The organism is Paenibacillus sp. FSL W8-0186, assembly GCF_037969765.1.
Classification (GTDB): domain Bacteria; phylum Bacillota; class Bacilli; order Paenibacillales; family Paenibacillaceae; genus Fontibacillus; species Fontibacillus woosongensis.
Window position 1 is genome coordinate 1,998,061 of record NZ_CP150207.1, and the last position, 14,431, is coordinate 2,012,491.

Annotated in this window: 14 protein-coding genes; 7 read left to right on the plus strand and 7 right to left on the minus strand. The window is 48.6% G+C overall.

Features of this window, described 5'->3' with window-relative positions; all coding sequences use genetic code 11:
- Positions 1 to 335 precede the first annotated feature (335 nt).
- A complete protein-coding gene (locus MKX50_RS08775; RefSeq protein ID WP_213588941.1) occupies positions 336 to 1,220 on the plus strand; it encodes a DMT family transporter in 885 nt (294 codons plus the stop codon).
- Here MKX50_RS08775 and MKX50_RS08780 read toward each other — a convergent pair.
- Both MKX50_RS08780 and MKX50_RS08785 read right to left on the minus strand, forming a co-directional pair.
- On the minus strand, positions 1,217 to 1,864 hold the full coding sequence (locus tag MKX50_RS08780; protein WP_339159189.1) for a DUF2306 domain-containing protein: 648 nt from the start codon (positions 1,862 to 1,864) through the stop codon (positions 1,217 to 1,219). The two genes, MKX50_RS08775 and MKX50_RS08780, sit on opposite strands and share 4 nt — an antisense overlap.
- Before the next feature lie 23 nt (positions 1,865 to 1,887).
- Positions 1,888 to 2,940, minus strand: coding sequence for a DJ-1/PfpI family protein (locus tag MKX50_RS08785; RefSeq protein ID WP_213588939.1), 1,053 nt, complete (start codon positions 2,938 to 2,940; stop codon positions 1,888 to 1,890).
- Between the two features lie 241 nt (positions 2,941 to 3,181).
- On the opposite strand from MKX50_RS08785, the gene MKX50_RS08790 reads away from it, so the two are divergent.
- Complete coding sequence (locus tag MKX50_RS08790; RefSeq protein ID WP_339159191.1) at positions 3,182 to 3,868, plus strand: response regulator transcription factor; 687 nt, start codon at positions 3,182 to 3,184, stop codon at positions 3,866 to 3,868.
- Between the two features lies 1 nt (position 3,869).
- Positions 3,870 to 5,201, plus strand: coding sequence for a HAMP domain-containing sensor histidine kinase (locus MKX50_RS08795; RefSeq protein ID WP_339159192.1), 1,332 nt, complete (start codon positions 3,870 to 3,872; stop codon positions 5,199 to 5,201).
- An 81-nt stretch (positions 5,202 to 5,282) separates the two neighbouring features.
- Here the strand turns inward: MKX50_RS08795 and MKX50_RS08800 are convergent, their stop codons facing one another.
- Both MKX50_RS08800 and MKX50_RS08805 read right to left on the minus strand, forming a co-directional pair.
- Positions 5,283 to 6,200, minus strand: coding sequence for an NAD(P)/FAD-dependent oxidoreductase (locus MKX50_RS08800; protein WP_339159193.1), 918 nt, complete (start codon positions 6,198 to 6,200; stop codon positions 5,283 to 5,285).
- 57 nt (positions 6,201 to 6,257) lie between these two features.
- Entirely contained in the window at positions 6,258 to 6,743 is a 486-nt protein-coding gene (locus MKX50_RS08805) for an Rrf2 family transcriptional regulator (RefSeq protein WP_213588935.1), read from the minus strand.
- 383 nt (positions 6,744 to 7,126) lie between these two features.
- Between MKX50_RS08805 and MKX50_RS08810 the strand changes: the two genes are divergently transcribed.
- The 3 genes from MKX50_RS08810 (at position 7,127) to MKX50_RS08820 (ending at position 10,845) form a co-directional block, all read left to right on the plus strand.
- Positions 7,127 to 8,674: a hypothetical protein gene (locus MKX50_RS08810; RefSeq protein ID WP_339159195.1), complete on the plus strand. Its 1,548-nt coding sequence runs from the start codon at positions 7,127 to 7,129 to the stop codon at positions 8,672 to 8,674.
- Entirely contained in the window at positions 8,671 to 10,611 is a 1,941-nt protein-coding gene (locus tag MKX50_RS08815) for a TOMM precursor leader peptide-binding protein (protein ID WP_339159198.1), read from the plus strand. The genes MKX50_RS08810 and MKX50_RS08815 overlap by 4 nt, the downstream gene beginning before the upstream one ends.
- 123 nt (positions 10,612 to 10,734) lie before the next feature.
- Positions 10,735 to 10,845 (plus strand): YjcZ family sporulation protein, encoded by a 111-nt coding sequence (locus tag MKX50_RS08820; RefSeq protein WP_213588932.1) that lies wholly within the window; start codon positions 10,735 to 10,737, stop codon positions 10,843 to 10,845.
- A 127-nt stretch (positions 10,846 to 10,972) separates the two neighbouring features.
- On the opposite strand, the gene MKX50_RS08825 is transcribed toward MKX50_RS08820, so the two are convergent.
- From MKX50_RS08825 to MKX50_RS08835, 3 genes are all read right to left on the minus strand, one after another.
- Positions 10,973 to 11,602 carry a DUF2306 domain-containing protein gene (locus MKX50_RS08825; protein WP_339159200.1) on the minus strand — a complete coding sequence of 210 codons (630 nt, stop codon included), beginning with the start codon at positions 11,600 to 11,602 and terminating at the stop codon, positions 10,973 to 10,975.
- A gap of 156 nt (positions 11,603 to 11,758) precedes the next feature.
- Positions 11,759 to 12,739 carry a glycoside hydrolase family 43 protein gene (locus tag MKX50_RS08830; RefSeq protein ID WP_213588930.1) on the minus strand — a complete coding sequence of 327 codons (981 nt, stop codon included), beginning with the start codon at positions 12,737 to 12,739 and terminating at the stop codon, positions 11,759 to 11,761.
- Positions 12,740 to 13,304: 565 nt separating this feature from the next.
- The gene (locus MKX50_RS08835) at positions 13,305 to 13,694 is read right to left on the minus strand and encodes a DUF559 domain-containing protein (protein WP_339159203.1); all 390 of its coding nucleotides are present in this window, start codon (positions 13,692 to 13,694) and stop codon (positions 13,305 to 13,307) included.
- A 170-nt stretch (positions 13,695 to 13,864) separates the two neighbouring features.
- Between MKX50_RS08835 and MKX50_RS08840 the strand changes: the two genes are divergently transcribed.
- Complete coding sequence (locus MKX50_RS08840) at positions 13,865 to 14,287, plus strand: VOC family protein (protein WP_339159205.1); 423 nt, start codon at positions 13,865 to 13,867, stop codon at positions 14,285 to 14,287.
- The last annotated feature ends 144 nt before the right edge of the window (positions 14,288 to 14,431 follow it).

Here is a 14,431-nt window from a genome sequence, read left to right on the forward strand (position 1 = left end):
AAAACAAAAACCGCCCCAACACTCCATGTTCGAGAACATGAGCATCAAAGCGGTATATGCTTTACACCGATTAATTAATATTTACTATAACAAAATATGGTAATTTGTTCAAGTCAGTCGCTTATGTCAAATCTATACGAAGGTGATAATGGGAAATAGCTATCTACATCATAAAGTGGATGAAGCGGACAAATAACATTCATATATTCGAATTTTTGGAAGTGTGTAGGATAAATATGGGACCCCCCATGTGGATGATTCTGGCAAACGTATACACGAGAAGCTTTTGTCTATAGAATAGAGTAGTTGATCTTAGATTAGGAGCGGATGGTATTATGGTCAAGGCTTATTCATGGCTCATTTTTTGTGTCATCGTTTGGGGGAGCAATTTTGTGTTTGGAAAGATGCTAATTCAACATTTCTCGCCAACGGTGCTTACCGAATTGAGACTATTGTTTATTGTGATGTTTTTAGTTGGACTAGCTGCTTTTAAAAAAGCTTTTGCGAGTATCAATAAAACAGATTTTATATTGCTGTTTGTTCTTGGTGTGATCGGCGTGTTTATTAATCAATGGTCCTTTTTTGCGGGCCTTCAAACTGCCGACCCTACAACGTCGGCATTAATTTTAGCAATGACGCCTATTTTGGCAGGGGTATTGGCAGCGGTATTTTTAAAGGAGAAATTAACGGTTCGGATGCTGCTGGGATCCATCATTGCAATATTAGGCATTTTCTTTGTAGTGACGAAAGGGAACTTTTCAACAATACATGTAGATCAAGGGCTGTTATGGATCGTGCTCACCATGGTGACATTTGCCATAATGATTATTATGACGAGAGTACTTTCTCAAAGAATCAATCCTCTGACAATCACTCTCTATTCAAATATCGTCGGCTTTATAGTTGGGCTGCCTTTCATATCTGCATTAGATCATCCCATTCGGATAAGTCTCCAAATCCATGATTGGGCTTTTTTAATTGGGACAGCCGTGGTTGTGCATGGGATAGCCACGCTGATTTGGAATCAAAACATCCGGCATGTGGATGCGTCAAAAGCGTCGATTTTATCTAATTTAGAGCCATTTGTTGCTATGGTGATGGGATTTGTTCTGCTGTACAAGCCAATCACGGGAGTTGAGATATTAGGATCTCTCCTGATTGTCGGGGGAGTAGTGTTATCCACTCTTCAACGAAAGAAAAAGGTTAGCCATTCTGGCTAGCCTTTTTTAATGGATGTTGGGATTGGCTGGCTTCTATATATGAAAAAGTTAGGAAGGATCAGCAGCAGCACCAGAGAGGCATAGACGCCAATGGAGTAGCTGGCAGCGTAATCGAAACCGAAGCCCTGTTGAACAAGGGAGGTCGTAAGATGAATCAGCATATTCGTAAAACAAAAAGCGTAGCTTCGCATCATCCAGCTCCGGTGCTGGGCGATCCGTTTCCTTTTGATTTGGACAAGCGCGGTGATGGTGAAAGCCATCCATATCATATTCATCGCATTGAATCCCATGCTGCTGATTTTTCCGCCGGTAGCGTAGGGCGCCATAAATCCAGAAGTCAGCACCACAAGAAATACTGACACAACATAAATGTAGCCATTCATGCGGTGGATTTTGCGGTTTCTTGCCAAAAGCCGATTCGAAAAATTGATCAGCCCCGCAGCTGTGGCGATACAGGCAAAGGCAACATGCACATACATTACGTTTAACCATGTCCGAAGTTTTAACTCGCGGCGCAATCCGGTTTTGTGGCTCAAAAATTGCGTCGCTTCTGGATCAATCAAGTAGTTTTTTACTAAGGCGTACAGGATGACAATAATGCTGATCACGGACAAAATAATAAAAAGAGTATTACGTTTCTTCATGTAACTTAAAATCCCCCATCGGTTCAGGAAACCCGTTTTCCCGTTAATTTAGATCCCGGCAGTACGCCAGCTTTGGCGAACCCGGTCATTAGATTTCCTTCGGCAGCCACTTCAAATCGCAGATTCAATCTCATCGGTTTGGAGATTTGGAGCGACCAGGCAAGCTTGTCGCCCTGAAGCAAGGGATTCATAAACGCTACCGTTTCATCTCCCTGCGTGGCTGTCCCCTGAGTGATCCCATTCCGGGTTGAAATCGAAAGCCTGACCTGCATTTTCCCGACAGGCGTTGCGATAGTTGTATCCCAATCTCCGTCAAAAGCAGATGCCTCGGTAGTATTATGCCGATTCTCCAATGCCGCTGTCTCTGTAGGTGCCCCTGGCGTTGTCACCGTGTCCGAAGCGTTCGGATCGTTGCTGCTTAATTCCTTTTGCGTCCTTGGCGCCATGCCTTTCTCTCGCCAAACGGTTCCTCTCCGTTCGAACTCAAACAGCTCCTCTACTGCATGAGCGATACGCGGTCCAAGCTCGCGTTCTACCAGATGCAGGGCCACATCGAGCCCGGATGTTACGCCTCCGCCTGTAACCAGATTGCCGTCATCGACAACGCGCGCCTGGATGGGAATAGCGCCGGTCGATCCGAGAAGATCCATGCCCAAATGATGGGTCACAGCCCGTCTGCCTTCCAATAAACCTATCATGGCCAGCAGCAGGGAGCCGCCGCATACGGTAGCAACTACGACATCTTGCTGCAGAAGCGCCTGCCGGATCAGTCCGCTTAATGCCGTATTCATTGCCCGGACCAAAATAGCCGGCACGGAATCAGATCCATCCCCGGCCACATCTCCAGATGCGCCAGGGACCAGAATGATCCCTGCCCTATCCGGCTTCAGCTGTCCGCTAGCTTCAATGATTAACCCGTTTGTGCCGCTAGGCACGGGTCTTGGCCCTTCGGCCGTAACGAATTCAACGTTAAGTGCTCCGCCTGCAAACATTTCGGCAGCACAAAACACCTCGTAAGGCGCTATCGCATCTAAAAGATCAAAACCATCAAATAAAACAATTTGAACGGATAGCATAAACCATTCTCCTTTTACCACATCAGTTTAGTTTGTATCGGCCGTAACATAACAGGATCATACCAAGCAGATATCTCGAACCCGGCTATGAAAAAGTCACAAAACAATAAACAATTCATCACAAAACGAAAGGTTTGGTTTTTTGAATCAAAAAAATGATAAACTTATTTCGAATTCCATGAGAACGATTCTATTTTTATCATCTATAGGATAGATCACAAGCTTAAAGGTGGAATACTCAATGAATGAAAGAAAAACGATTTTGGTCGTGGATGACGATGAGAGCATTGTCGAGCTTTTGAAGGATTTTTTGGAGCATGATAACTTTCGAGTAGAGACCGCCTGCGATGCGGCACAAGCGTTTGCCGAGTTCCGGCGGAGTGCGATTGACTGCATGATTGTTGACATCATGATGCCGGGACTGGATGGTTTTGAATTATGCAGGCGAATACGCGCGGAAAGCAGCGTTCCTATCCTGTTCTTGAGCGCGCGCAGTGATGATATAGACAAGATTCGAGGATTGACGCTGGGCGGCGACGATTACATTGTCAAGACGGCCTCCGTTGGGGAGATTGTTGCCAGGGTGAAAGCCGTATTGCGGCGTACCGGCCCTCAGCAGGAGGCAAGCCGAGCGATCCTGGACTATGGACGCCTTGCAATCAATCTATCCACGCGGGAAGTATCGGTAGAGGGGCAGAGCATCTCGCTCACCCCTAAGGAATTTGAGCTGTTGAGACTGTTTGCCGAGCATCCCCGGCATGTTTTTTCGTATGATCAATTGCTTCAGAAATTCTGGGACGGCGTGGGCGATAGGCACACCATTCGCGTTCATCTTAGCCGGCTTCGCGAGAAGATTGAGGCTGATCCGAATCACCCTCAATACTTGATTAATGTGTGGGGCGTGGGCTACCGGTTCGAGGGAGGATGATATGAGGACTGTTCACATTCGTACATTCACAATGCTTGGCTTGTTAGTCATGCTTTTAGTGCCCTGGATCTTTTTCCTAACCGCACATTTCTTGCAAACAAATACTTTAAGCTTGGGCGACAATCAGCTTCAAAAACAGAGGATACAAAAAAGAGTGTCTGAGATAACCCGTCTGATCGAAACTAATGCGGACAACTGGACGGATCCTATCTGGCAAAACGAGCTGCAAACTCTTTTACGGGAAGCGAAATTAGATGCAGTTATTCTGGATGCCTCTGATCAGGAAATTTACCGATCCAAGCCGGGACGTGAAAGGGCATGGCTGTCGACCGAACAGTTTTCCGTGATCGGGGATGGCCAGGTGATTGGCCGTGCCGTCATTTATCTGCCCAGTTCAAAAGCGGTTTCGATGATTGCGATTGTTTCGGGGCTATTACTGGCTGTTATTATAGTCGCTGTCGCAATGCGGAGGCTCATTCTCAAGCCCCTCGACAGAATGAGCAGAGCTGCCCGGCAACTGGCCTCCGGAGATTGGGATGTTCAGCTGCCCTCGTCCAAAATTACGGAAATTGCCGAAGTACGCAATGGTTTCGAAGTCATGGTGGGGGGGCTGCAGCAATCTTTTCAGAAACAACTGGAAATGGAAGAGGAACGCCGATTCGTAATTGCTGCCGTCGCACATGATTTAAGGACACCGTTGTTTGCTTTGCGGGGTTATTTAGACGGCATAGAACAAGGCATTGCAGAGTCCCCGGAGAAATTGGCAAAATACTTGGCGGCCTGCAAGGAAAAATCAGCGCAGTTAGACAGGCTGGTCGAGGACCTGTTCACATTTACGAAGGTTGAATATTTGGAAGCGGAGCTGAACAGAAGTACGCTTGACTTTGGGTTTATTTTGCAAAAAGCGGTTAATAACCTAAGGCCGCTAGCCCAGCAAAAGGACATCTCTGTAATCATGAACTGTTCTTCAGATGATTTGCGCGTTATAGGCGATGCGCATTTATTGGAGAGAGCCTTAAACAATATTATGGATAATGCGGTTAGACATACACCTTCCGATGGTAAGATTCTCGTTCAATGCGAGAAGGATGAGCATAAAGTAATTTTTACGATTCAGGATACAGGCCAAGGTTTTGCTTCAGATGAATTGGGGCATGTATTTGAACCGCTATATCGGGGAGAAGCCTCCAGAAATCGATCAACAGGAGGAGCCGGATTAGGGTTATCTATCTCACAGAGAATTATTAAGCAGCACGGAGGTGAGATTGCCGCAGGCAACCATCCCGACCAGGGAGCCCTTCTGTCAGGCTGGATCCCTTTAGCGACCGCTTAATAGGATAAAGCCTATTAAGCGGTTTGCGATAGGGGACGCCCTTGCCGGGCGGCAAGACGTGAACTCCGCATCGTCAAATCTTCATCCGTGTTGCTTCCAAGCCTCCAGATTCAGCTCATTGTTCATGGCTGCAGCGGCAAATGCACCCATAGAAGCGGCGGCAATGGCCTGATGAAGCCGAGATGCGGCGTCTCCGACACTATAGATGCCCGGAATATTCGTTTTTCCGAACTCATCGACGACAATCATTCCTGTTTCCGTGAGGCGGCAGCCTATGGCTCGCGGCAGATCCGAACCTGTGACCAGCTCCGGCTTGAAAAAGATCCCCGCACATGGAAGGGCCGTCCCGTCTTCGAGAACAACCTGCCTAACCGCCCCGTCGATAGAGTCAATGGATCGAATCGGCGATTCGAATAGGGGAACGCGTTGCCGCCGGAGTTCCTCGCGCTGATCATCACTCAGTTCATCGGGGCCGTTCGTACAGATGGTAAATTGGTTCGTCCATCCGGAAATCAATGGCGCGAAGTGCATGAGCTCCGCCCCTTTGTTAATGATGACAAGCGGCTGATCCCGCAATTCCCAGCCATCGCAGTACGGGCAGACGAAGGCGCTTTTTCCATAGACTTCGGCTAGTCCTGGGATGTCCAGCGGCCGATCTTTCATTCCGACAGCAAATAGAATTTTTTTGCTTGTAAAGACAGTCCCTTGCGCTGTCGTAATTTGAAACTGAGCATCCGTTCCCGCAATCGATACCGCTGTATCATCCATAAAAGATACGGAAGGATAGGCGCTGATCTCTTCCCGTGCAATTCGCCGGAACTCGCCCGGTTGTATCCCGTCGCGGGTAAGAAACCCATGGGACTCACGAGTCACTGCATTGCGAGGGCGGCCCTCATCGATCACTACTACATTCTTTCTTGCTCTTCCTAGAACGAGGGCAGCATTCAAACCTGCCGGACCTCCGCCGATAATCGCTACATCGAATAATTGGCTTTGCATGTGTGTTTCGACCCTCCATAGATCTATAATATCCACAATTGAAATGCAAGAAGTGTATCACTTCTTGTCTTTAGCATAGCTGCAGTCCTTATTTGCCGCGTTCAGCACGGACTGGATCGTATGCTCCCGCAAGTATTGATAGAGATGCTGTTCCGCACCATCCATCACCTTTTTTACCAAGCATTCCCCATGTTTGTGCTCATCATGATCCTGTCGAACAGTGCTCTCTTCCGATAACAACCGGTGCTGCTGCGAATTCAAATTCGAGCATTCAAACAGCTGCTGCCGGCCTTCGATCACATGGATGACATCAAGAAACGTAATTTCTCCCGCCGGTCTTGCGAGCTCGTAACCGCCATTCACTCCCGGCACGGCGCGTACAATGCCATCCTGCCGCAGCTTGGACATGATTTTGGATAAATAGCTCTCTGAAACACCGAGCATGGCGGATAATTCCTTGATCCCCACATGGTTCTGACGATCCGAGTGAGCTAAATGAATTAAAGCATGCAGGGCGTAATCGGTGCTTTTGGAAAACTGCATGTTGATTCCCCTCCTTTTTTAATAATTATCTAGTTATGGATCTACGATATCCATAATAATTGATTCGGCTTCATTTTGCAATTATCGAAATAGTCGAATAAAACTCAAATATTTAATTAAATGTAATTAATTCGTAATATTTGAATATATCAAAATAGTACGAATTTTTCCGGTGTTATTTTTGTATTCATAAGGTTAACCATGATCTGGTTAGCCTTTTTTCGTTTAATATCGTAATTTTTGCCGCGACGATTGAGGACGTAGTCATAGAAAAAAAGGCGGCGACATATCTTGAAGTAATTTTGTCGTTCGGGAAAACGATCATGTCGATTTTTTTAAAAATGCTGCAAATTCAAAAAAGCTAGGGAAGGAGGTTCTGCTGAATGCCTCTTCAGGAAGAAGGTACGCTCGCAGTTGGGTCCGGTCCCATGCTCCTGGCATTTGCCGAATCATGGTACGAATCCGGTTTATCTAAGCTCACGGTATTCATAAGCGACATGGAGGCCACAGACACGGCAAAATTGACACAACTCCGGGACAATGCGCGTCGCGTTAACCTGGAGGTTTCGCTAAAAATCCTTGCAGCCGTAGAAAACGAGGAACCCGATTGGAGGAGGATCATAGGGCCGTTTCAATTTATTATTTATGCTGCAGAGACAGATGATTGGGGGGAGCTTCGGCAGCTTCAGGAGGCTTGTATAGCAGAAAGGAGACCGATGCTTCCCGTCGTTGCCGCTCATGGATTGGGATGGATAGGACCTCTGGCTGAACCTGGCGGAAGCGGAAGCTGGGAATCAGCTTGGCGGCGTATCCATGCCACGGCTGTTCCCAAGAGCCGGGAGCAGGAGCGACTCTCATCCACGGCTGCCGCCGTGTTAACGAATGTTGTCGTGCATCAATGGCAAAAAGCAAGAAGAGAAGATGAGGAGCTCGATTGCAGGAATCAATGCTTTATTCTGGAGCCGGAGACGTTAACCGGAAGCTGGCATGTGATTGTTCCACATCCTCTTGTAACCGGGTATGAATTCGCACGGCAGATCCAAACTCCGGAGCTTGACCGAATTCTTGAAATCAGCGCGGAGCCTGTGTCCTCAGACGAGTGGTTCGTTTATTTTAATAATTTGACTTCAGAGGTGGCAGGCATATTCCATGCCTGGGGGGAAGGCGACTTGATTCAAATCCCGCTGGCGCAGTGTCTCGTTCAACCTGTCGACCCGTTAACGGAAGGTCCCGCAGAGCTTCTCCCTGCGATCGTCCGCAGCGGGCTGACGCATGATGAAGCGCGGCGAGAGTCGGCCCTGGCGGGCTTGGAAGCTCACGCTGTCCGGCTGCTGCCGCTGCAGCTCGCTGGCTTGCCCCAGCATTTGCAGGAGAGCGTGTTCGTCGGAGCGGGGAGCACGGCTGCGGAAGCGGTAGGGCGTGCCCTCAGGCTGTGCCTGGAGCAGAAGCTGGCCGAACGGCTGCAATCTCGGAGACAACACGTAAGGCGCATAGCATGGACGGAAGCGGAAGATGTCCGCTGCCGTTATTACTTGGAAGCTCTAAATATTACGGGAGGAGAAGTGCTGATTGCTGCGGGCCAGCCGCTGCTTGGCTTTTCTGTAGTTTGGGTTTGCTCGGGCACTTCATGGTACGTTAGCGCAGACCTCAGCTTTACGCTGGCACTTCGCAGTTCCCTCCAGAAAGCACTGGAAAAGGCGGAGTCTGCGGAGATAGCGCCTGTGATTGAGGAGGATCAAGGTAACGGGGTGGCCATGATTACTAACGGCGAATCTATGGATTATTCGTCGTTGACACAGGAGGCGGTTCAAAATTTGAAGCAGTCCTCTGCTGCTTTAAAGGTATTCGATTTGCGAAGCGAGTCATTCCTTGGAGAAGGACCCTTTGTATTATATGGAGTTATCCTCAAAGAAGAGGAGGAGATCCTGTGAGTTCCGTGTTCATCGTTGGGGAGGGAAGGCTTGCGGACACGGTGTGTCAGTATTTGTCCGGTTATTCGATCATTCGGAGGCCGGATTTTAGCGAAGGCGTACCGGAAGCAAAGCTCGTTTTGGTGCTGCAGGAAGAGGAGCAGGAGGATTCCTCTCTATCACGCCAAGCAGAGAGAATTCTACAGCCGCTGGGAATCCCTTGGTTATGTGCTTATATATCTTTGGGAGAAGGCGTAATTGGCCCGCTGGTTCGTCCAGGGGGAACCGGCTGCTTTCAATGTGCTGAGACAAGGCTGTCTTTGGCAGGAAGCCATCGGGAAGAAGTAGAGGAAATGCTCATGAAGCTGGTCGATCCCGATTATATTCCTTCCTTCCAGGGCAGGCCGCTAGCGGCAGGATTGACTTACATGGCACATATCGTTGCGAGGGAAGTAGTAAAGATGATACGGGGCGACAGGACAAATTGCGAGGAGCATGTCTATCTTGTTCATCTCGGCACGCTGGAGTGCACCATTCATTATATTCTCCCTCGCGGAGCATGTCCGGCCTGCAGCCATATGCCGGATGACACGCCGGAATCGGCCGAAATACTGCTGAAGCCCTGCCGCAAGCTAGGGCAGAGTTACCGCTGCCGATCGATGGATGATCTACAGGACATTTTGACCAAAGATTATTGGGATCGCCGTACCGGTTTTTTTAATGACAAGTACTGGGATATGGCGTCTCCATTTGCCAGCGTTGCCTTTAACCTGCCGGTTGGCTACTATGATGAAGTGACGGGGGGGCGTTCTGAATCCTATAAGAGCAGTGAGCTTGCAGCCCTGCTAGAGGGGCTGGAACGGTATTGCGGCATCGAACCCCGGGGTAAACGAACGGTCGTGTTCGACAGCTATGCTCGTTTGCAGGATGTCGCTATCGACCCTGCCAGGGTGGGCTTCCATGCCGAGGAGCAATATGAGCAGGCGGATTTTTCCTTCAAACGGTTTGACCCGGAATCTCCCATGGAATGGGTTTGGGGTTACTCGTTCCTGGAGCAGCGTCCCATTCTGATTCCTAAGCTGCTTGCTTATTACAGCATGAGCGACGGAGGAGGATTCGTTTACGAAACTTCAAACGGATGCGCCGTGGGGGGGAGTCTGGAGGAAGCGATTTTGTACGGGATTCTTGAGGTCGTCGAGCGGGACTCCTTCCTGATGACTTGGTATGCAAGGCTTCCGGTGCCGCGACTGCAGCATAGCTCGTCGGGTGACCCCGAGCTCTCCCTGATGATCAGCCGCGTACAGGCAGTTATGGGATACGAAGTACATTTGTACAATACGACGATGGAAAACGGAATCCCGAGCATATGGGCCCTGGCTAAAGGAAGCAGCGAGCAGGGTGTAAATCTGCTATGTGCGGCGGGTGCACATCTAGACCCGGTCAGGGCAGCCAAGAGCGCTGTCCACGAGCTCGCTAGCCTGCTTCCGTTTGCTGAGAAGAGGCGGCGAGCGCGCGAGGAGGAGGCAGAGGCGATGCTGGATGATTCGTTCCTTGTCGAGCACATGGAAGATCATTCTCTGCTGTACAGCTTGCCGCAAGCGGAGGAAAGGCTGCGGTTTCTGCTGGGTGGGCAGCGCCCCCTCCGGACCTTTGCTGAAGAATTCCGTCCCTTCCCGGCTAACGAGGATTTAACGGAGGACTTAAAATCTGTCCTTCAAGTGTTCCATGATTTACAATTGGATGTTATTGTTGTTGATCAATCGTCGAAGGAGACGCTCCGTCATGGACTGCACTGTGTGAAAGTGCTGATTCCAGGAATGCTGCCGATGACCTTCGGCCATCATTTTACCCGGCTGAATGGTCTGGACCGGGTTCTGGATGTTCCGATGAAGCTAGGATACGCAAGCCGCAGGCTTACTCCCGAAGATCTCAACCCTTTTCCCCATCCATTCCCGTAGTGTTTGTAACGGAAGCCCTTCTTTTAGGCAAATTATCAAGTTTTTTTATCTTAGATACCAGTCCAATCCCTGAACGGTACTTCATCATAAAATTTAGAAGAAACCTGGAAGGGAGGATGAACTATGGGAGAACTGGGTGGAATCGGCAGCTGTCACGGCCTGTTTACTAGCACAGGCGTAATCCTTGTGCTCTTCATTCTGTTGGTTATTGTTTCCCGTGCGTTTGTTATCTAATTAATGCGCTGTGTTCATCTTCATAGTCAATGCCCAAGCCTAACCGGCTTGGGCATTTTTTCTTGCCTGGTCATCCGTTGTTTAAAAATTGACCATATATGAACGTACATACAATGCTATTTCCGAGTTAGATAAATAACCTCTTCTTGCGTGCTAACACCAGCGATGGCAAAATAAGCAGCAGCGTGATTGAGCCGTACACCCCAAGGATGTAGCTGGTCTTATAAGCAAGGCCAAATGCATGATGGCACAGTAAGGAAATCAGATGAATGAACAGATTCGTAAAACAGAAGGCGTAGCTTCGGAACATCCAGTTACGATGGCGAATCATGTCCCGTTTCTTGATATGATACAGCGCGATCACCGTCATGCCGGGCCAGATCATATTCAGCAGATTGAAGGGAATGCTGGTCAGCTTCCCGCCTGTGGCGTATGGAGCCATATAGCCGGACGTCAAGGAGACGAGAAACATGGATACGAAATAGACGTAACCGTTGATCCTATGAAATTTGCGGGAGCGCTCGAATAAGCTGCTAGAAAAATTGATGATGCCCGATCCCATGGCTAGACAGGCAAAAATGACATGAAAATACATGACATTAAGCCAAACGGGTATTTGGAGAGGCCGTTTAAGATTTGTTTTGTGGCTTAGAAAGCCCGCCGCTTGCGGGTCGTAGACAAAGTTATAATAGACGACATAAATGATAAAGGCTAGTGAAACGACCGAGAGAAGATAGAGCGCTTTCTTGTTCAGCATTGTCATGTAACCCCATAAAATTGTGATGTAACCCCGCCGCCAAGAACGCGACTCGGGACGGCTAAATGATACCCCACCCAGCAAAATTTAACAATAACAAAATGCGGGACCGTGCTCGCCAATGACAGCTTGGCCGCTCGATCCCGTCACATTGTCTTATTTATATGGATCGATCGTCTGGATCGTCCCGTCATCGTTGTATTTCAGTTCCGTGAACTTCACGCTGCGCTTGTTGTCGGCTCCTCCGGACAAGGAGCTGTCGTGGTAGAACAAATACCATTTGTCCTTGAATTGCACGATAGAATGGTGGGTGGTCCAGCCGAGAACAGGCGTTAGAATCGTCCCTTTGTAAACGTAAGGACCCATTGGATTTTTGCTCATCGCATAGACGATTTTGTGTGTAGAACCGGTTGAATAGGACAGATAGTAGTACCCGTTATGTTTATGAACCCATGGTCCTTCGAAAAATCTGCGATCCTCATCCCCGGCAAGCAGCGGATTTCCGTCCTCGTCCACGATGGATATTTCTACAGGTGTGTCTTTGAAGGTCAGCATATCCTCGCTGAGCTCGGCCACCCTTGGTCCAAGTGCAGGCGCGTCTGCAGCAGGCCCCTCTGCGTCAGGCTTGAAGGTGCCGGTTTGCCATTTCTCCAGCTGTCCGCCCCACAGGCCGCCGAAATAAATATATGCTTTGTCGTCCTCATCGACCAGAACGGCAGGATCGATGCTGAAGCTTCCCGGGATATAGTCCGGCTGCGGCGTAAACGGCCCGGCTGGAGAAGAACTGGTTGCTACGCCGAGTCTGAAAATACCGTCATGATCCCGGGCTGGGAAGAACAAGTAATATGTATTGTTCTTGTAGGCGGCATCGGGAGCCCACAGCTGCTGCTTGGCCCATGGAATGTCGCGAAGATGCAGAACCTCGCCATGGTCGACGCAAGGGGAATCAGTATCTTCCATGGATAGGACGTGGTAATCCTCCATGTCGTATTGGTCGCCGTTGTCATTGGATTCCATTTCATGATCAAGGTCATGCGAAGGGTAGATGTACAGCTTGCCCTCAAATACGTGGGCAGAAGGGTCTGCGGTATAAATATGAGTAACTAAAGGCTCGTTTTGCTTTACTGGTTTGCTCATTGGAATTCCTCCTTGGTAGCGTCCTAGAAAAATAGGCTGACTATTTTTATTTTAGCAAAAATACAGCGAAGATAGACCCCAAAAATGTTTTGTTTTTCACCAAAAAACTATATTTAATTCCAAAGATAGCTGAGTCCGGCTGACGTTACGGCTGTCTGATTCAAGCTTGCCTGGAATTATGAGGCTGCATAGCTGCTCAAAGCATTCTCGATATAACCCCTTGCTAAAGCTGCACAAAGCTGTTTTTAACCTTCAAATGATGCAAAAGTGCAGCAATATTTTTAGATTTTGGCTCTATCGAGAAATGATACTGCAATAATACGGGAATTTGGACAGTCTATGTCTGGTTTTTGAGTTTTCCCCCAGGAATGATGCACTTTTGCAGAAATTTTACCCGTAGTGGACCAGAAGGTGTACGTGAATACGAAATTTCAACCGGAATTTAATCCCTATCATTTTATAGTCACTGGATATCGCTGGGCTGCATCTCGTATCTTACAATGTATTTGCCATTCCGCCCTGTTGCAGTTGTGAAGTATCCTTTGGCGCATAGCGATTGCAGCGTTCATACAGCCGTTCGATGATTGACGTTTAAATGAGTTTCGACATCAATAGGACGCAGAGGACGAGCAAGGCTACAGGCAAGGCGGATTACTTCACGTTCCGCTATATGGATAAGGCTGGCAGGCGAAATATCCGCCTGATAACGGCTAAGCACCATGCGCAGCAGCGTAATGCATAACTCAGGGCGGCGGGCCACGTCGTCATATGCAAAAGAGATGACCTGGAATCCCATGGCGGATAAGAAGGTTTCACGGTTGAGCTCGTTGCAGTATTTTTGCCTGTCCATATCTCTAACATGGGGGCCGAATCCCTTGATCTCAATGATCAGTTTTGCAGCCAGGTTGAACCAAGCAAAATCACAAAAATAAGAGCGTCCGCGCCAATCCAGCACTTCATATTCAGGATGAAGTCCAAAGCGGCAGCGTTTCGTATAATGTTGTTAACTGTATGCATTGGAAAAATAAATCGGCATTGCCATCCTGGAAGGAAAAGGTTTTAATAAAAGTGAGTCCAGAGCTTGCACAACACTAAATTTGAAGCTTAGGAAGGGGAGTCTTACATATGAAACCGCGAATAACCGTGCTTACATTAGGTGTAGATGATTTAGAAAGATCGCTGCATTTTTATCGGGATGGCCTCGGCTTTCCTACAGAAGGCATTGTTGGGCAAGAGTTCGAGCACGGGGCAGTGGCCTTCTTCGATCTGCATGCAGGTCTCAAGCTGGCTATTTGGAGGCGAAAGGATATTTCTTACGAGGCCAAGGTACCGCTCGCAGCGCCCAGTTCAACGGAAATGACGATCGGCCACAATGTAGGCAGCAAAGCGGAAGTCGATCAGGTGATCGAGCAGGCGAGGCAGGCAGGCGCAACGATCACCGATCCGCCGCATGATACGTTCTGGGGAGGATATTCGGCTCACTTCCTTGATCCAGACGGCCATTTGTGGGAGATAGTCTGGAATCCGGCGTGGGAGTTAGAGCCTTAGCAGAAGGAGATTCAATTTGCTGCTAAATGAAACAGTGATCGTAACTGGAGCGGCTTGGTGGATCGGAAAAGCATTCTTTTATGTATGAATTCAAATACAAATCCCAACTTACATCCCCGTTGAAGTTGGGATTTTGTATTTCGG

Bases quoted from the DNA above. Each gene is read 5' to 3' on its own strand.
- MKX50_RS08775 (WP_213588941.1), top strand. From the start codon at position 336: ATGGTCAAGGCTTATTCATGGCTCATTTTTTGTGTCATCGTTTGGGGG.
- MKX50_RS08780 (WP_339159189.1), bottom strand. From the start codon at position 1,864: ATGAAGAAACGTAATACTCTTTTTATTATTTTGTCCGTGATCAGCATT.
- MKX50_RS08785 (WP_213588939.1), bottom strand. From the start codon at position 2,940: ATGCTATCCGTTCAAATTGTTTTATTTGATGGTTTTGATCTTTTAGAT.
- MKX50_RS08790 (WP_339159191.1), top strand. From the start codon at position 3,182: ATGAATGAAAGAAAAACGATTTTGGTCGTGGATGACGATGAGAGCATT.
- MKX50_RS08795 (WP_339159192.1), top strand. From the start codon at position 3,870: ATGAGGACTGTTCACATTCGTACATTCACAATGCTTGGCTTGTTAGTC.
- MKX50_RS08800 (WP_339159193.1), bottom strand. From the start codon at position 6,200: ATGCAAAGCCAATTATTCGATGTAGCGATTATCGGCGGAGGTCCGGCA.
- MKX50_RS08805 (WP_213588935.1), bottom strand. From the start codon at position 6,743: ATGCAGTTTTCCAAAAGCACCGATTACGCCCTGCATGCTTTAATTCAT.
- MKX50_RS08810 (WP_339159195.1), top strand. From the start codon at position 7,127: ATGCCTCTTCAGGAAGAAGGTACGCTCGCAGTTGGGTCCGGTCCCATG.
- MKX50_RS08820 (WP_213588932.1), top strand. From the start codon at position 10,735: ATGGGAGAACTGGGTGGAATCGGCAGCTGTCACGGCCTGTTTACTAGC.
- MKX50_RS08825 (WP_339159200.1), bottom strand. From the start codon at position 11,602: ATGCTGAACAAGAAAGCGCTCTATCTTCTCTCGGTCGTTTCACTAGCC.
- MKX50_RS08830 (WP_213588930.1), bottom strand. From the start codon at position 12,739: ATGAGCAAACCAGTAAAGCAAAACGAGCCTTTAGTTACTCATATTTAT.
- MKX50_RS08840 (WP_339159205.1), top strand. From the start codon at position 13,865: ATGAAACCGCGAATAACCGTGCTTACATTAGGTGTAGATGATTTAGAA.